The sequence below is a fragment of the Burkholderia sp. MSMB1835 genome, from assembly GCF_001526365.1.
Classification (GTDB): Bacteria; Pseudomonadota; Gammaproteobacteria; order Burkholderiales; family Burkholderiaceae; genus Burkholderia.
Genome location: NZ_LOYP01000059.1, coordinates 1 through 17,504 on the forward strand (window position 1 = coordinate 1; position 17,504 = coordinate 17,504).

General features: G+C 67.1%; 11 protein-coding genes. 3 read left to right on the forward strand and 8 right to left on the reverse strand.

All coding sequences use genetic code 11. From position 1 onward, the window contains the following. Positions 1 to 908: 908 nt before the first annotated feature. Complete coding sequence (locus WS96_RS29425) at positions 909 to 1,727, forward strand: hypothetical protein (protein ID WP_059837355.1); 819 nt, start codon at positions 909 to 911, stop codon at positions 1,725 to 1,727. 29 nt (positions 1,728 to 1,756) lie between these two features. Here WS96_RS29425 and WS96_RS29430 read toward each other — a convergent pair whose 3' ends face one another. After that, entirely contained in the window at positions 1,757 to 2,908 is a 1,152-nt protein-coding gene (locus WS96_RS29430) for an acyltransferase family protein (protein WP_059837357.1), read from the reverse strand. Positions 2,909 to 3,239: 331 nt separating this feature from the next. Between WS96_RS29430 and pip the strand changes: the two genes are divergently transcribed. Further along, positions 3,240 to 4,172, forward strand: a complete 933-nt coding sequence (pip, locus tag WS96_RS29435) for a prolyl aminopeptidase (RefSeq protein WP_059822631.1) — start codon at positions 3,240 to 3,242, stop codon at positions 4,170 to 4,172. A 61-nt stretch (positions 4,173 to 4,233) separates the two neighbouring features. On the opposite strand, the gene WS96_RS29440 is transcribed toward pip, so the two are convergent. From WS96_RS29440 to WS96_RS29470, 7 genes are all read right to left on the reverse strand, one after another. After that, entirely contained in the window at positions 4,234 to 4,506 is a 273-nt protein-coding gene (locus tag WS96_RS29440; RefSeq protein ID WP_059837830.1) for a hypothetical protein, read from the reverse strand. Between the two features lie 189 nt (positions 4,507 to 4,695). Then, positions 4,696 to 5,754 carry a transglutaminase family protein gene (locus WS96_RS29445; RefSeq protein WP_059837359.1) on the reverse strand — a complete coding sequence of 353 codons (1,059 nt, stop codon included), beginning with the start codon at positions 5,752 to 5,754 and terminating at the stop codon, positions 4,696 to 4,698. Further along, positions 5,748 to 8,354: a circularly permuted type 2 ATP-grasp protein gene (locus WS96_RS29450; protein ID WP_059837361.1), complete on the reverse strand. Its 2,607-nt coding sequence runs from the start codon at positions 8,352 to 8,354 to the stop codon at positions 5,748 to 5,750. Before WS96_RS29450 ends, WS96_RS29445 begins: the two co-directional genes overlap by 7 nt. A 202-nt stretch (positions 8,355 to 8,556) precedes the next feature. Beyond that, positions 8,557 to 12,000: a transglutaminase family protein gene (locus WS96_RS29455; RefSeq protein WP_059837362.1), complete on the reverse strand. Its 3,444-nt coding sequence runs from the start codon at positions 11,998 to 12,000 to the stop codon at positions 8,557 to 8,559. Positions 12,001 to 12,093: 93 nt separating this feature from the next. After that, the gene (locus WS96_RS29460; protein WP_059837364.1) at positions 12,094 to 13,077 is read right to left on the reverse strand and encodes a transglutaminase family protein; all 984 of its coding nucleotides are present in this window, start codon (positions 13,075 to 13,077) and stop codon (positions 12,094 to 12,096) included. 8 nt (positions 13,078 to 13,085) lie between these two features. Then, on the reverse strand, positions 13,086 to 14,027 hold the full coding sequence (locus tag WS96_RS29465; RefSeq protein ID WP_059500757.1) for an alpha-E domain-containing protein: 942 nt from the start codon (positions 14,025 to 14,027) through the stop codon (positions 13,086 to 13,088). 64 nt (positions 14,028 to 14,091) lie between these two features. Further along, positions 14,092 to 15,507 (reverse strand): circularly permuted type 2 ATP-grasp protein, encoded by a 1,416-nt coding sequence (locus WS96_RS29470; protein WP_059822643.1) that lies wholly within the window; start codon positions 15,505 to 15,507, stop codon positions 14,092 to 14,094. A 584-nt stretch (positions 15,508 to 16,091) separates the two neighbouring features. On the opposite strand from WS96_RS29470, the gene WS96_RS29475 reads away from it, so the two are divergent. Next, positions 16,092 to 17,087 (forward strand): LysR substrate-binding domain-containing protein, encoded by a 996-nt coding sequence (locus WS96_RS29475; protein WP_059795682.1) that lies wholly within the window; start codon positions 16,092 to 16,094, stop codon positions 17,085 to 17,087. The last annotated feature ends 417 nt before the right edge of the window (positions 17,088 to 17,504 follow it).

The window sequence follows — 17,504 nt, forward strand, 5'->3', positions numbered from 1 at the left end:
TGGCACCTCGTCGATTGATCAGATCAAGGATAGGTGCCAACGACCACGAATGCCGAGTTTTTCAACAGAATCGGCCACGAGCGGCCATTCGACATCGCGACCCGAATCGCCGACAATCCTCCGAGGATGGTTCTAGCAGTATTTTCGGATTGATTGAATATCGCCCTATGACCGTGAGAGAAGGCGGCATTTGTGCCCGCGCCATCGCTTATCTGAAGCCCATGGTGCAAGACTCAACGCCAGCAATATCGTTGTCAGGCGAAGACTCGCCTGTTCTCCGTCCTCTCAGCGACGACCTATTGGTTTCATATGTCGTAGACGCATCTGATCATTTGGCTTTCGTTCAGCACCGGCATCTGGAACAGGAGTGTGTTTCGGCTGATCAGCTTCATTCAATCGCCGTTTCAAATTTGCAGACTCTTGCGGAAGAAAGACTGGTTGTTCGCGAGTACGGTTCCATATATGTTGCACTCATGGGAGGTAACTTCGAGGCGAGTCTTCTCATGCTTGATGCCATGTGGAATCACTGGTATGCACATGTCGCCCCACGGGGCTTTGTCGCAGTTGCTCCAGCGCGTGACCTCCTTGCATTCTGCGACTCATCTTCCGCACAAGGGTTAGTGGAGCTTCGGCAAGTCGTAGAGCGGTCCGGGGATTGCGACCATCGACTGCTCCCTCACTTGTACCGACGCATAGCCGGCGCATGGAGGCAACTGCTTGTCACGCCGTGATCAGGGACGGCGATTCAGGCGCTCTGCGAATTTAGGCAAGATAGACGCCAAGTCCAATAGGACAGATTCGCGTCTAACGACGATGCGAATGTCCGCTTTCGCTTCCGCGACTGTCTCTTCAGGGTCGGTAAGCGACCCCCACGCATATCAATGAAAACAACATCTCCGATCACGACAATGAGAATCCTGCGCTTTGCCCCGCTGCTTGCCCTCGCCGCCGCTCCCATCGCCCACGCTGCCGACAGCCAGTCCTGCAGCGACGAAACCGTCACGGCCATCGCCCGCTGGGCCGGCATCGCGAGCGCACGCATCGCCACGCGCGATGCGAATCGGCTCGTCGTCGCGTCGTCGTGCAAGGCCATGCCGAACGCGCCGGAAACGACGATCGCGGCCGTCGCATTCGATTCACTGCCGAAGAGCAAGAATCCCGACGAAAGCAAAAAGCTGCAGGTCATCGCGCTCGTCGAGGGCGACAAGGTCGTGGCGGCCGAGCGGTCGGTAGTCGAAGAGGATGCGGCGACGGAGATCGGCGAGAACAGCTATCGGATCGACACGGCGCCCTACCGTTTATCGCCCGATGTGCGCGCGTTCGGCGTCGTGTTTACCAGCAGCGCGCGCGGGCCAAGTTGCCCGGATGCCAACACCAGTGAGGAATTGACGCTGTGGGTGCGCGAAGGCAGCCGTATCCGCCCGGTGTTCGGCACCAACCTCTACGGCTGGGTCAGCGTCGAAGGCGACGCCTGCGGCCCGGGCGCAGGCGATGCGCGCAGCGAAGAGGCCCGGATGACGATCGCCGTCGAGAAAACGTCGAGCCACGGCTTCGCCGACCTGTCGATCACGGCGCACATCGCGCAGACGCAACGCAAGAACGGCGATTACTCGGATACGGGCAAGCGCACGGCACGCACGATCGTCCACTACGACGGCAAGTCCTATGGAATCGACATGTTCCGGAACTTCTGGTATTCGCCGGCCGCGATGAAACGCTTCAAGTAACGCCGTGGGCACGACACTGCCCCGCCCGCCTACTCCATCACCTTCGGCCCGATCGCATCGGTCGGCGCCGGCATCCGCAACGCGTCGTCCCGCACGCGTCGCGCCTCGCGCGCCGAATAGCGATCCTTGAGCCGCAGGAACGGTTTCTCGACGAGAAAGTAGCTGGCGGTCGCGGCAATCAGCGCCCACACGATGCCGAGCGGAAACGCATGCGCGACCGGCAGATCGGGATTCGCAAACGGCTGCTGCCACAGATAAAGACTGAACGAAATCGTGCCGACGAACACCACCGGCCCGGCGCGCAACCAGCGCGCGCACCAGAACTCGCTGCGGAAATTCAGCACGACGATCACGATCGCGATCAACGCGGCTTCGAGCGTCACACCGTACGTCGCATTCCAGAAACCGCCGAGCCGGTGTTCGGCGAGCGGCATGCCGAGCAGCACGACGAACACGAGCGCCGTCACGATCCGCGCCTCGCCGCGCCACGAGCCGATCCACGCTTCGAGCCGTTCGCGGTTGAGCGACGCATAGCAGCCGATCAGGATCGGATCGATACCCGTGTGCAGCATCATCCCGAGTTGTCCGCGCAGCGCCGGCGCGACGAAATACGTGGCGGCGCGCACCAGAGGCACGATCAGGATCAGTGCGGCCAGCCAGCGCGTGCCGGCCCGGCGCATGCCGAACACGAACAGCAGCGGCCAGAACCAGTAGAACTGCTCCTCGAGCGCGAGCGACCAGAAATGGCCGAGGTACCACGCACCGTCCGGATGCAACGCGTTGTCGCCGGTCAGCCCGAACCACGCCGAGTAATTCCACAGGTGCAGCGCCGCATAGAGCCATTGCCGGCGATCGACGTCGAACTCGCCGGCGAAGGCCATGATCGCAACGGCCGCGAGATACACATAGCAGGCCGGCCAGATCCGCAACGCGCGGCGCACGTAGAACGACGTCAGCGCGACGCCGCCCGTGCGCGCGAACTCGGCGCGCAGCACGTTGGTGATCAGGAAACCGCTCAACACGAAGAAGATCAGCACGCCGAGCCTGCCGTCGGCGATCAGCCGCAACGGCGCGTACCAGCCCGTATAGCCGCCGGGCAGCACATGCTCGGCATGACCGACGACGACCATCGCGACCGCGACGGCGCGCAACCCGGTCAACTGCGTGACGCGATGGTTCATCGGCTGGTGTCCGTTGGCACGGTAAAGGAACGGGAATCGGCCGGCGCCCGATTGGCCAGCCGACCCGCCGCCGGGATTTTGTATGAAAAATATCGGAATGAAATTGCTTCAAAAATCCGGGGAGCAAATACCGCCAGCGGCGGACGCCCCGCCACAACGCGCCAACGTCCGGCGCGACGAATGGGCATAATGACAAGCCTTGTCCGGCGGCGGCCGGGCCGATGCCCACGCAACGAATTTTGCGGCGCAGCAATCTCCGCAGCACCGTACGCGCCCGCACACCGGTCCGCGCCTCGTCCGCGTTCTCTCGACCCTCACCCGGAGTCTGCCTGTGTATCCACCGATCGAACCCTACGCCCACGGCCACCTCGACACCGGCGACGGCCACCGCATCTACTGGGAACGCTGCGGCAACCCGGCGGGCAAGCCCGCCGTGTTCCTGCACGGCGGTCCCGGCGCCGGCTGCGGCCCCGACCATCGCCGCCTGTTCGATCCCGAGCGCTACGACATCCTGCTGTTCGACCAGCGCGGCTGCGGGCGCTCGACGCCGCATGCGAGCCTCGAGAACAACACGACGTGGGATCTGGTCGCCGATATCGAACGCCTGCGGGAGATGGTCGGCGCCGAACAATGGCTCGTCTTCGGCGGCTCGTGGGGCAGCGCGCTGGCGATCGCGTACGCGGAAACCCACCCCGAACGCGTGAGCGCGCTGATCGTGCGCGGCATCTTCACGATGCGACGCGCGGAGTTGCTGTGGTACTACCAGGAAGGTGCGTCGTGGCTGTTCCCCGATCACTGGGAAGACTTCCTCGCTCCGATTCCGGAGGCCGAGCGCGGCGACCTGATGGCCGCCTACCATCGCCGGCTGACCGGCGACGACGAAGCCGCGAAGCTCGAAGCCGCACGCGCGTGGAGCGTCTGGGAAGGCCGCACGATCACGCTGCTGCCCGATCCCGCGCTCGCCGCGCACTTCGCGGACGGCCACTACGCGCTCGCGTTCGCGCGGATCGAAAACCACTACTTCGTGAACAAGGGCTTCGTCGAGGAAGGCCAGTTACTGCGCGACGCGCACCGGCTCGCCGGCATCCCGGGTGTGATCGTGCAGGGCCGCTACGACATCGCGACGCCGGCACGTACCGCATGGGAGTTGTCGAAGGCGTGGCCGGATGCGACGTTCGAGATCGTGCCCGGCGCCGGGCATGCATACAACGAACCGGGAATTCTGGAAGCGCTCGTCGCGGCGACGGACCGGTTCGCGGCCTGAGCAACGTAACGCGACGCGGAGCGTGTTTCCGTACCTGCTGGCACGCTTACGCGCCACACGATCACAACGCGGCTTCGACGATCGTCCTGCCGCTGATCGCCCGCTCGACGAGTTGTTCGTCGCCGACCTTGCGGATCGCGTCGTCGAGCAACCCTTCCGGTTCCTCGGTCGCCACCTTCAACAGGCCCGACAGCCCGCGCGCGTCGAGCACTACCAGCGTCTCCATCGAATCCGCGCGGCTCACGAGCACGCGGCGCAATGCCGGGCCCGCGCCGAAGCTCGCACAAAGCTCGATCGTCTCGCCGCCGAGCGGGTAGTCGAAGTGCTTGATCATGGTCTGCCGCCGTTGCATGGAAATGGCGCCGCGCGACGGCGCGGCGCCATGACGTCGACGCACCCGCGCGTGCCGCCGGCGCGCCGAACCGGAGTCCGAGCCGTTCGCCGGCATCACCATGCTAGGCGTGCAGTATTAACGAAGACTTAAAGCGCGCGATAAAGCGCGCGAGCCCCACCCGGCGGCCCTTCAAGCCGCATCGAGCGGCTCGACCGTCACGCCGACCCTCAGCTCCTGATCCGCGCCGCCGCCGCGGATCACGCCGCGCAGCGGCGTCACGTCCGCGTAGTCGCGGCCGACCGACAGCATCACGTAGTCGTCGCCCGGCGCGCGATCGTTGGTCGGATCGAGTTGCAGCCAGCCGCCGTCCTCGGGCCACGCCGGATCGTACACGTCGACCCATGCATGCGACGCGTCGGCGCCGATCAGCCGCGGCTGGCCGGGCGGCGGCTGCGTCAGCAGGTAGCCGCTGATGTACCGCGCGGCCAGCCCGAGCGAGCGCAGTGCGCCGATCATCACGTGCGCGAAATCCTGGCAGACGCCCTTGCGCAACCGCAGCGCATCGAGCGCCGACGTCGTGATGTCGGTGCTGTTCGGCGTGTACGCGAAATCGGCATGCACGCGGCGCATCAGGTCCCACGCAGCCTGCACGAGCGGCCGTTGCGGCGTGAAGCTCGCGGCCGCGTACGCGGCGAGTTCGGGGTCGCACGCGACGTGCGGCGACGCGAACACGAACTCGCTCGCCGGATCGTACGGTTGCCCCGCGCGGAACCGCAAGCGGTCGCGCACGGCCTCCCATGCGGTGGCATGCGCGGCGTCCGGGTTCGCGATCGCAGGCGGCGGCTCGCCGCGCGCGCCGAGCGACCACGCGGGCGGCGTCACGCGCACGGTGCTGCGGCTGCGCACCAGCAGCGTGTCGTGCGGCAAGTTCAGCGCGAACGATGCGCGCGCATTGCCGAACGCATCGAGTTCGGTGCCGACCGATTCCGGTGCGGGCTCGATGTCGAGCGAGAACGACAGCACCTGCTGGCGCGGCGTCGCGAGCGGTTGCAGGCGTGCCTGGTGCTGCGCGGATTCGACGCGCGCCGCGTAACGGTATTCGGTGTCGTGCGTGACGCGCAGCAACCGGCCCGGCGCGACGGCGGCCGGCGCATCCGTCGCGACCGGTGCCGAGGCCGCGGCAGCCGGCGCTTGCCGCGCGCTTACGGCGCCGGCCGGTGTTTTCGGCACGCCTTTCGTCGTCACCATAGCGTCCTGCCCGCCTCGCGCACGTGACTGAAATAGCGCTCGCCGATCCGGTTCGACAACTCCCACACCGCTTTCGCCGTCGTGTCGAGCGCGGCGAGCAGCTTATCGTGCCGACCGCCTTCGGCGGTCTCGCACAGCTCGTGCAACGACCACGCGGGTATGTTCGGAACCGTCTCGGCCAACTCGGACAGCGCATAGCCTTCGCTGCGCTCGACCTTCGTCAGCCGGCCGCGCAGCGCCTGCACGACCCAGCCGAGCGAGCGCGGGTTGTCGGTATCGAGCACGACGAGCGACAGCAGCGGCGCGACGTCGAAGCCGCGCTGGAACCGCGAACGGAACGTGATCGTGCTGTCGAACAGTTCCAGCACGAGTTCGAAGCCGTCCTGCCGATGCACGGCGCCTTCGTCGAACGCGAACTTCAGCACGCTGCACAGGAAGTCGAGCCGGTCGATCTGCCGGCCGATCGACAGCAATCGCCAGCCGTCGTCGCGCGTCATGTTGTCGGTCTGCGCGCCGGTGATCGCGCCGAGCAGCAGGCCGACGCGTTCCAGCAGTTGCAGCGCCTCGTTGCCGATCTGCTCCTCCGCCTCCGGTTGCCCTGCGCTGTCCGCGAACAGTTGCGTCGCATCGTCGATCAGCCGCCACTGATCGCTCGACAACCGCTCGCGGATCGCGGCAGCCGCGCCGCGCATGCCGAACAGGCACGACGCGATCCCCGACGTGCGATCGGCGCCGCGCGTCAGCGACGTCGCCAGCTCGTGCTGGAACGCGCGCGGCGCATCGACGGCCTGCGGCGCGTCGGCGGCGATCAGCCCGGTATCGCGACACAGCGCGTCGAGCAGTTCCAGATGCGCGGGACTGTCGACGTCGTCTTCGCCGCGCAGCCGTTCGAGCGCGGCACGCGCCAGGCGCATCAGGTTGGTCGCGCGCTCGGTGTAGCGGCCGAGCCAGAACAGGTTCTCGGCCGCACGGCTCGCGATCGCGCGCGGCCGCTCGACGAGATCGTCGGGGCCGAGGTGCGTCTGCAGCAGCGTCGTCGAATCGACGATGCCCTCGGTCATCACCCACGTATCGACGGTGCTGCCGCCGCGCGGCATCGGCGCGTTGAACAGCGTGTCGCGCGTGCCGACCCGCGACAGACCGCCCGGCAGCAGCCGCCAGCGCTGCGCGCCGTCGGCGAGCGCGAACACGCGCAGCAGCAGCGGCTTCGGCACGATGCGCGCGCTGCCGTTGCCGTCGGGCGCATCGGGTCGCGGCCAGGTCGGCGCCTGCGACAGCGGCAGGTCCGCCTGCACCGTGTAATGTTCGGGCCGCGCGAGAATTCGCGCGCGCCATTCCGCCAGTTGTGCCTGCGTGAGCCGCGCGCCGATCACCGGTTCGAACGCACCGCCTTCCTGCACGTCGGGTGGATAGGATGCCTTGACGATACCGCGCGCGAGCTGCGGCAGCGCGTCGTCGCACGCGGCCGCCTCGCCGCACCACCACGAATGCACGGCCGGCAGCGTCAGCGTTTCGCCGAGCAAGCCTTCCGCGAGACGCGGCATGAAGCCGAGCATCGCCGGCGATTCGAGGAAGCCCGAGCCCGGCGCGTTCGCGAGCAGCACGTTGCCCGCGCGCACGGCCTGCAACAGCCCCGGCACGCCGAGCATCGAATCGGGCCGCAGTTCGAGCGGATCGAGCCACGCGTCGTCGACGCGCCGCAGGATGCCGTGCACGGGTTCGAGCCCGCTCAGCGTCTTCAGGAACACGCGGTTGTCGCGCGCGGTCAGGTCGCCGCCTTCGACGAGCGTGAGGCCGAGATAGCGCGCGAGATACGCGTGCTCGAAATAGGTCGCGCTGTGCGGCCCCGGCGTCAGCAGCACGATCCGCGAATTCTTCGCGGCGGGGCTGAGCGACTGCATGCTCTGCAGCAGCGCACGGTACGCGGATGCAAGCCGCTGCACGCGCAGCCCGCGAAACCCGCGCGGAAAGAGCCGCGACACGATCAGCCGGTTCTCGAGCAGATAGCCAAGGCCGGCCGCGCCCTGCGTGTGCTGCGCGACGATCCGCCACTGGCCGTCGGGGCCGCGCGCGAGATCGAACGCGACGACGTGCAGCCACGTATCGCCCGGCACATGCGCGCCGCGCATCGCACGCAGGTAGCCGGGGTGGCCGGTGACGAGCGCAGGCGGCAACAGCCCGCGGTGCAGGATCGTCTGCGGCCCGTACAGGTCGGCCAGCGTCGCGTTGAGCAGCCGCACGCGCTGCAGCACGCCGCGCTCGATCGCGACCCAGTCCTCGGGCGTGACGATCAGCGGCAGCAGGTCGAGCGACCACGGGCCGACCGCGCCGTCGCCGGCGCGCTGCTCGTGCAGCTGGTAGAACAGGCCGTTCTCGCGCATGCGCCGGTGCAGCGCGTCGGCGCGGCGGTCGAGGTCGGCCACGCCGTCGCTGCCGATCGACGTGAAGAAATTGCGCCACGCGGGTGCCAGCGCGGGCGCGTTCAGGCCGGCCGCGCTGCCGCGCAGTTCGTCGTAACGGCCGGCGGCCGCCGGCGCCGCGAGCGCGGCGGCCAGTTCGGCGGCGTCCGGCTGGGCGCCGGAATCGAAAAGCGTGGGCATCGCGTCGAGAGCGGCGAGATGATCAAGGTCAATGGGCGGCACGATGTCGTTCCGTCGTCAGGGTGCAACCGCACATGCGCGCCGCCGCACCGGCGGCAAGCTACCGCGGCGCACGGCCGCAATCTGCCCGCATCCTAGCATTCCGGCGCGGCCGCCGGGAGGTCGCGAACCCCGCATCGTCGTCCGCCCTGTCATCGATCGATCACGGCCGCCGCAAATCGAGCGTGAACGGGAATTCACGGCTCGGCGCGGCCGCCGCGACATCCATCCGCCCCGGCGTGTGCCCGATCTCGACGAAGCGCGCGAGCCGGCGGCTCTCGGCTTCGTACGCATTGACGGGGAACGTCGCGTAATTGCGCCCGCCCGGATGCGCGACGTGATACCGGCAGCCGCCGAGCGAGCGTTGCAGCCACGTATCGACGACGTCGAACGTGAGCGGCGCATGCACGCCGATGGTCGGATGCAGCGCCGACGGCGGCGACCACGCCTTGTAGCGCACGCCCGCGACGTATTCGCCGACGGTGCCGGTCGGCTGCAGCGGCAGCGCGCGGCCGTTGACGGTCACGACGTGCCGGTTGTCGTTCAGCCCCGTCACGCGCACTTCGAGCCGTTCGACCGACGAATCGACGTAGCGCACCGTGCCGCCGATCGCGCCCTCCTCGCCCATCACGTGCCACGGTTCCAGCGCACCGCGCAGCGACAGCTGCATCCCGTTCACCGCGATCTGGCCGAACAGCGGGAAGCGGAATTCGAAATGCGGCGCGAACCACGCGGAATCGAACGCGAAACCGGCGTCGCGCAACTCGGCGAGCACGTCGTCGAAATCCATCTTCAGGAACGCGGGCAGCATGAAGCGATCGTGCAGCGCGGTGCCCCAGCGCGTGAGCGGCGTCGTGTACGGCGCGGCCCAGAAGCGGGCGACCAGCGCGCGCAGCAGCAGTTGCTGCACGATGCTCATCCGCGCATGCGGCGGCATCTCGAACGCGCGCAGTTCGAGCAGGCCGAGCCGGCCGGTCGACGAATCGGGCGAATACAGCTTGTCGATGCAGAACTCGCTGCGGTGCGTGTTGCCGGTCACGTCGATCAGCAGGTTGCGCAGCACGCGGTCGACGAGCCACGGCGGCATGTCCTGTCCGAACAACAGCTTGTTGCGCTGGATCTCCGCGAACGCGATGTCGAGCTCGTAGAGCTGGTCGTTGCGCGCCTCGTCGACACGCGGCGCCTGGCTCGTCGGCCCGATGAACAGCCCCGAGAACAGGTACGACAGCGACGGATGGTTGTGCCAGTACGCGATCAGGCTCGCGAGCAGGTCCGGGCGGCGCAGGAACGGGCTGTCGGCCGGCGTCGCGCCGCCGAGCACGAAGTGGTTGCCGCCGCCGGTGCCGACGTGCCGCCCGTCGACCATGAATTTCTCGCTGCACAGCCGCGATTGCCACGCAGCGTCGTACAGGAATTCGGTCTGGTCGACGAGTTCGTCGAAGCTCGCGGCCGGATGGATGTTCACCTCGATCACGCCGGGATCGGGCGTCACCTGCAGCAGTTTCAGTCGCGCGTCGCGCGGCGGCGGATAGCCTTCGAGCACGAGCTTGACGCCGAGTGCGTGCGCGGTCGACTCGATCGCGCCGAGCAGGTCGAGATAATCCTCGAGCGCGGCGAGCGGCGGCATGAACAGGTACAAGATGCCGTTGCGCACTTCGACGCACAGCGCGGTGCGCGTGATCCACGCGGCCGATTCGAAGCGCTCGGGGCGGCGATGCGGGTCTGCAGCGCCCGCTCGACCGCTCGCGGCCGCGCCATCGTCACGCCACTGCATCACGGTCGGCGCGGACGCTTCGCGCTGCACGCCGGCCAGATAGCGCGGCGCGTCGGCCGGGCCCGCGTAGCGGGCGCGGATCGCAGCGGCGTCCGGCAGCACATCGCGCGGCGCGAACGGATCGCGTTCGACCAGGTACGGATAGTCGGCGCGGGCCGTCCACGGCAGCGAATCGAGCGGCAGCCGATAGCCCATCGGCGAATCGCCGGGCACCAGATACATCCGCTCGTCGCGGAAAAACCACGGGCCCGTCTGCCAGCGCGGCCCGTCGAGGCCCGGACTATCGCGGCCCGACCGATCGCGGCCCGGCCCGTCATCCATGCGCTTGATCGGCAGCACATAGCCGACCACGCTGTCGAGCTGCTGCTCGAACACCTTGCGCAGCCGCGCACGTTCGAGCTCGTCGTCGAGGCGCGCGTCGAACGGATCGACGTTGACGGGCAACCGACGCTCGCGCCACAGGTAGTACCAGACGTCCTCGTAGCCGGGCCGGATGAATTCGCCGGTCAGGTTCAGCCGCGCGGCGAGCGCGTCGATGAAGCGCTTCGCGTCGTCGGTGGTATACGCGGACGGCTCGCGCTCGTCGGCGAACAGCGACGGATCGTGCCACACGGGCTGGCCGTCCGCGCGCCAGAAGATCGACAGCGCCCAGCGCGGCAGTTGCTCGCCCGGGTACCACTTGCCCTGCCCGAAATGCAGGAAGCCGCCGTCGCCGTATTCGGTGCGCAGCCGCTGCACGAGTTCGGTCGCGTAGCCGCGCTTGGTCGGGCCGAGCGCATCGGTGTTCCACTCGGCGCCGTCGCGATCGTCGATCGACACGAAGGTCGGCTCGCCGCCCTGCGTGAGCCGCACGTCGCCGGCGGCCAGCGCGCCGTCGACCTGCGTGCCGAGCGCCAGCACGGCATCCCACTGCGACTCCGTATACGGCTTCGTCACGCGCGGCGACTCGTACACGCGCGTCACGCTCATCTCGTGCTCGAACGACACTTCGCACTCGTCGATCAGCCCTTCGACCGGCGCGGCGCTCGTCGGCTGCGGCGTGCACGCGAGCGGAATATGCCCTTCGCCGGCGAGCAGGCCCGACGTCGGATCGAAGCCGATCCAGCCGGCGCCCGGCAGGTAGACCTCGCACCACGCGTGCAGGTCGGTGAAATCGACCGACGTGCCGCTCGGGCCGTCGAGCGATTTCACGTCGGGGGTGAGCTGAATCAGGTAACCCGACACGAAGCGCGCGGCGATGCCGAGATGGCGGCACAGCTGCACGAGCAGCCACGCGCTGTCGCGGCACGAGCCGGACGCGAGTTCGAGCGTCTGCGCGGGCGTCTGCACGCCGGGCTCCATCCGCACGAGATAGCCGATGTCGCGCTGAAGCCGCTGGTTCAGCGCGACGAGGAAGTTCACGGTGCCGGCCGGCGTGCGGTCCACGCCGTCGAGATACGCGCGAAACAGCGGCGCGGCGCTCGTCTGCGGATCGCATGCGAGATACGGCGCGAGCTCGGTCTTCAGCGCGTCGTCATAGCTGAACGGATATTGCTCGGCGCTCGCTTCGAGGAAGAAGTCGAACGGGTTGTACACCGACATCTCGGCGACGAGATCGATCGTGATCTCGAAGTGCTCGGTGCGCTCGGGAAACACGAGCCGCGCGAGATAGTTCGAAAACGGATCCTGCTGCCAGTTGATGAAGTGCTGCGCGGGCTCGACCGTCATCGAATACGCGAGGATCGGCGTCCTGCAATGCGGCGCGGGCCGCAGCCGCACGACCTGCGGGCCGAGGTTGACGAGCCGGTCGTAGCGATAGCGGGTGGTGTGATGCAGCGCGACGTGAATGGACATGGGAGCTCGAGTCGGGTTGGGCCGGCCGCGCACGCCGCGTCGCTTCCGACGCGGCGGCCCGGCATGGCGGATTCGGCGAAGGCGCGCGCCGGGTCAGACGAGTTCCGGCGTCTGCACGACGCTGATCTCGACGCCGACGGCCGTCGCGCCGAGCCCCGTCACCGGCTGCGCGTCGCGATGGTCGAGGCCGACCGCGATGCGCACGTAGCGTTCGTCCGGGCAACGGTTCATGAACGGGTCGAAGCCGACCCAGCCGAGCCCTTCGACATAGGCCTCGGCCCACGCGTGGCCGGCCGGCTGCTGCATCAACGCCGCGGCTTGCGGCTGCGTGCCGAGCGCCGCCTGCGACTGTCCCTGCGATTGCGACTGCACGGCATGCGACGCGCCGAGCGCCTGCTGCATGCCGTCGGCGCTCTGCAGCGCCAGCGCTTCCTCGTCCTCGACGTCGCCCGCCTGCTGTTTCGCATCGGCGATGCGCTGCATCGCGCTGTCGGCCAGCACGTAGCCCGAGATGTAGCGTGCGGGAATCTTCAGCACGCGTGCGGCCGCGATGAACGCGTGTGCATGGTCGCGGCTCGTGCCCTCGCCGCTTTGCAGCGCGGTTTCCGCATCGACGGCGGCGTCGCCGGCCAGGTTCGGCGCGTACGCGATGCGGCCGTGCACTTCCGTCATCAGCCAGTGCAATGCGTCGAGGCCTCGCGGCTCGATCGGCAGCGCGTCGGTCAGCGCGCGCACGGTGTCGCCCGCCTTCGTGAGCGCGGTCTCGCGCTCGAAGATCCACGGCGGCGCATAGCCTTCGGGATTCCCGAGTATGCCCGCGCGGTCCTGCGTCTCGACGACGCCGGCCGCCACGACGACGATCTCGGCCTTCGCGCCGCGATCGTGGCGCACGAGGTCGATCCGGTTGCCGAGCCCGTCGGCGTAAGACAGCGTCGGCTCGACGCCGTCGATCGTGACCTGCCACGCGCGCACCGTTTGCCCGGGGCCCGACTGCGGGCGCAGCCGCAACCGTTGCAGTGCATGGGTGGCCTGATCGTCGAACTGGTAACGCGAAATGTGTCGGATGGCGAGTCGCATGGCAAGCCTCAGTCGAAGTTGTAAGCCTGGGCGATTTCGAGCCCGAGGCTGTTGTTACGGCCGATGAAGTCGGTCAGGAATTCGTGCAGGCCGCTCTTGAAGATCCGCTCGACCGAGGTATCGGACAGCATTTGCAGAATCTTCGTGGCCGTGTCGTGACACGGGTGTGTCACGCCGTAATCCTTCGCGAGCAGGTTCAGGCTCGACACGACGCGCCCGTAGCAATAACGCAGCGAACGCGGCATGCGGCCGTTCAGGATCAGGTAGTCGGCGATGTTGAGCGGCTTGTACTGCACGTCGTACACCCAGCGATACGAACGGTGCGCGGCCACGCAGCGCAGGATCGTCTCCCATTGGTAGTTGTCGAGGATCGTGCCGACGTGCGACACCGACGGCAGCAGCAGGTGGTATTTCACGTCGATGATCCGCGCGGTGTTGTCCGCGCGTTCGACGAATGCGCCGATCTGCGCGAAATCGAAGATCTCGTTGCGCAGCATCGTGCTGTAGAAGCTGCCGAGGATCAGCGCGGTTTCGCGCTTCACCTGGTCGAGCACGGCCGGCAGCTCGCTTTCCGGCACCGGCTGCGCCAGCGCGCGGCGCAGCGCGAGCCACGCGCCGTTCACGCTTTCCCACGCCTCGCGCGTCAGCGCCGTGCGCACCATCCGCGCGTTCGAGCGCGCGGCCTCGATGCACGACAGCACGCTCGACGGATTGTCGCGGTCGCGCAGCAGATAGTCGGTCACGGTATCGGCCGCATACGCGTCGTATTTCTGCCGATAGCCGTCGTCCGCGCCCGAGCTGACGAGCACCGACGACCATTCGGCCGGCGCGTCGGCCGTGCGCGTGAGCGCCATCCGCAGCCCGGCATCGACGATGCGCGCGATGTTCTCCGCGCGCTCGATATAGCGGTACATCCAGTAGAGACCGCTTGCAGTACGTCCCAGAAGCATCTCGTGTCCACTCCGTCTTCGTTCGGTTCGCGCGCCGGCTCCGGCGCGCGCGGTCGTGCCCGGCTCAGTCGGCCAGCACCCAGGTGTCCTTGGTGCCGCCGCCCTGGCTCGAGTTGACGACGAGCGATCCTTCCTTCAGCGCGACGCGCGTGAGCCCGCCCGGCGTGATGCGGATGCGGTCCGACACCAGCACGAACGGACGCAGGTCGACGTGGCGCGGCGCGAGGCCGGCGTCGGTCAGGATCGGGGTCGTGGACAGCGCGAGCGTCGGTTGCGCGATGTAGTTCGCCGGACGTGCGCGCAGCTTCGCGGAAAATGCCTCGAGTTCGGCCTTCGATGCGCACGGCCCGACGAGCATCCCGTAGCCGCCCGAGCCGTGCACCTCCTTCACGACCAGTTCGTCGAGATGCTCGAGCACGTACTTGAGGCTGTCGGCCTCGCCGCAGCGCCAGGTCGGCACGTTCTCCAGCATCGCCTTGCGGCCCGTGTAGAACTCGACGATCTCCGGCATGTACGAGTAGATCGCCTTGTCGTCGGCGATGCCGGTGCCGGGCGCATTCGCGATCGTGATGTTGCCCGCGCGGTACACGTCCATGATGCCTGCCACGCCGAGCACCGAATCCGGACGGAACGTGAGCGGATCGAGGAACGCGTCGTCGACGCGGCGGTACAGCACGTCGATCGGCTGGAAGCCTTCGGTCGTGCGCATCGCGACGCGGCCGTCGATCACCTGCAGGTCGCTGCCCTCGACGAGGTGCACGCCCATCTGGTCGGCGAGGAACGAATGTTCGTAGTACGCGGAATTGTGGATGCCGGGCGTGAGCACCGCGACGGTCGGATTGTCGGCGTTGCCGCCCGGCGGGCACACGGCCGCGAGCGACTGGCGCAGCATCTGCGGATAGGTTTCGACCGGGCGCACCTTCACCTGCTGGAACAGCTCGGGGAAGAGCTGCATCATCGTCTCGCGGTTTTCCAGCATGTACGACACGCCGGACGGCGTGCGCGCGTTGTCTTCCAGCACGTAGAACTCGTTCTCGCCGGTGCGCACGATGTCGACGCCGATGATGTGCGTGTAAACGTTGCCGGGCGGCCGGAAGTCGATCATCTCGGGGATGAACGCCTCGTTGTGCGCGATCAGGTGCTTCGGCACGATGCCCGCGCGCACGATTTCCTGGCGGTGGTAAATGTCGTCGAGGAACGCGTTCAGCGCCATCACGCGCTGCTCGATGCCGAGCGACAGCCGGCTCCATTCCGCCCCCGAGATGATGCGCGGGACGATGTCGAACGGAATCAGCCGCTCGGCGGCCTCCGCGTCGCCGTAGACGGCGAACGTGATGCCCGTCTTGCGGAACACGCCTTCCGCATCGTGGGCTTTCTGGGCGAGGCTCGCGGGATTCTGCGTGTCGAGCCATTGCTTCAGGCGCGCGTAAGGCGCCCTTACCATGTCGCCGGATTGCAGCATTTCATCGAATGGCTTCATCGACCTTTTCTCCATCGATCGTTTTCCCCGGCATTGCGCATGCCGGACCGGCGTACTGAATGCTTTGCAAGGAACGTGCCTTGCTCGATCCCTTCGATATCCCCCCTGTTTTGCGCCGCCCAGGCACGCCCGTGCGGCATTACGCACCACAACGGTGCAGCGCCCGACGCGACGGGCGCCGGCGGTGCGCCGCAAGCGCGCACGGCCGATGCGGCGCCGCGCCCGACGAACATAGTTCTCCAGCGTGTCACGGATGTGCAATCTGCACTGCACCAAAAGCGGCGAGCCGGGCCCCCGCCACGGCCATGAACGGGCGGGCCGGCACGCACACGGCGCAGCCGGCCCTGGGGGGAAGTGCCGTCCGGGCGGCCGGGACAGTCCGACGCGGTGAACTGTCCGGTTAACCGGTCCGGCCCCTCAACGCTATGCAGCCGTAATCCCGCCGACAATGCCCATGCATATTTCGACTGACACCCATCGAAAAAAAACATCGGCCCGACCGGCGCGAGGCGCGGTACGCTAGAACGTTGGTCAGCAGACGGCGCCGCCTTTCAGGCGCCCGACTATAAAAAGCGAAGATCGAAATGGAAGCAAAGTGGCTGGAAGATTTCCTGAGCCTCGCGGATACCAAGAGTTTTTCACGGGCCGCGCGTCACCGGCACCTGACGCAGTCGGCGTTCAGCAGACGAATCGCCGCTCTCGAAACCTGGATGGACGCGAAGCTGGTGGACCGGAGCATCAATCCGATCGCGCTGACGCCCGCCGGCCAGATGTTCCGCGGGCTCGCCGCGGACATCCTGCGCAGCATGTATGCGGCGCGCAATCTCGTGAACGGCTATGACCAGTTCGCGGCGAGCGACCAGGTCGTGCGCTTCGCCGTCGCGCATACGCTCGTGTTCACGCTGTTTCCCGAATGGCTCAAGCGGCTCAACGGCGAGGTCGGCCACGTGACCGCGCGCGTCAATGCGGTGAACGTGCCGGAAGGCGTGCAGCAACTGGTCGAAGGCGAATGCGACCTGCTGCTCGGCTATCACCATCCGCAGTTGCCGATCGTGCTCGACCCGAACCACTTCCCGTTCGTCAGTCTGGGCGTCGAGCGGATCCTGCCCGTGTCGTCGCCCGACGCGCACGGCAAGCCGGTATTCCAGCTGCCCGGCACGCCCGATGCGCCGCTGCCGCTGCTCGCGTATTCGTCGGGCGCCTTTCTCGGCAACATCGTCGAGATGCTGCTGCTGAATGCGACCGAACCGTATGTCCTGCACCGGTGCTTCGAGACGCACATGTCCGAAGCGCTGAAAGGCATGGTCGTGGCCGGACACGGCATCGGCTGGCTGCCCGAAAGCTGCGTCGCGAAGGAGCTCGCGGACGGCACGCTCGTGTGCGCGGGCACCGGCGACTGGATCACCGAACTCGAAATCCGCCTGTATCGATCGGCGCGCAAGCGCGGGCTCGCGGCCGAGCAGCTGTGGGCCTACATCATGAACCGGCCGCGTACGGCGATCGACGCGCAGATCGGCGCAGAAGAGGCGGTCGCGCCGGCGATGCGCAGCGCGCGGCGAAGCGCGAGCGGCAGCCGCTGACGCAGCATTCGCGCCGTGGATATCCACGGCGCGCATGCGCGTTCCTTCAACGGCAATCGATAATCCCATCCGACGCCGTTAATCCCTCCTCGACTGTAATCGATCTCGATAAAACGCAAACGTTTGCGAATTCATATCGTACTTTTTACTGCTTTCCGTATTAAGTAAGAATATTCAGGCCGATTTTCAGGACAGAAATACCTTGTTACACAAGTTTCGATTTACCTGTAAGTATCGGAATAACCAAAAATGTCGCACCCTCATTTCATGATGTGCGATTCGAAGCCCTGTTTTCATGGATTCGCGCCGATCCCGCGTGCAATAGTTTCTTTTATCAGTCGTTATTTTTCGGCACGAACGTCGATACCTCCGACGTGATTCAAAGCGTGCTCGATCATCGCTACCGACGAGCAATTT

Excerpts from the sequence above, each read along its gene's own strand:
- WS96_RS29430 (WP_059837357.1), bottom strand. The coding sequence starts at position 2,908 with ATGAACCATCGCGTCACGCAGTTGACCGGGTTGCGCGCCGTCGCGGTC.
- WS96_RS29465 (WP_059500757.1), bottom strand. The coding sequence starts at position 14,027 with ATGCTTCTGGGACGTACTGCAAGCGGTCTCTACTGGATGTACCGCTAT.
- WS96_RS29425 (WP_059837355.1), top strand. The coding sequence starts at position 909 with ATGAGAATCCTGCGCTTTGCCCCGCTGCTTGCCCTCGCCGCCGCTCCC.
- WS96_RS29470 (WP_059822643.1), bottom strand. The coding sequence starts at position 15,507 with ATGAAGCCATTCGATGAAATGCTGCAATCCGGCGACATGGTAAGGGCG.
- WS96_RS29475 (WP_059795682.1), top strand. The coding sequence starts at position 16,092 with ATGGAAGCAAAGTGGCTGGAAGATTTCCTGAGCCTCGCGGATACCAAG.
- WS96_RS29450 (WP_059837361.1), bottom strand. The coding sequence starts at position 8,354 with ATGCCCACGCTTTTCGATTCCGGCGCCCAGCCGGACGCCGCCGAACTG.
- WS96_RS29440 (WP_059837830.1), bottom strand. The coding sequence starts at position 4,506 with ATGATCAAGCACTTCGACTACCCGCTCGGCGGCGAGACGATCGAGCTT.
- WS96_RS29455 (WP_059837362.1), bottom strand. The coding sequence starts at position 12,000 with ATGTCCATTCACGTCGCGCTGCATCACACCACCCGCTATCGCTACGAC.
- WS96_RS29445 (WP_059837359.1), bottom strand. The coding sequence starts at position 5,754 with ATGGTGACGACGAAAGGCGTGCCGAAAACACCGGCCGGCGCCGTAAGC.
- WS96_RS29460 (WP_059837364.1), bottom strand. The coding sequence starts at position 13,077 with ATGCGACTCGCCATCCGACACATTTCGCGTTACCAGTTCGACGATCAG.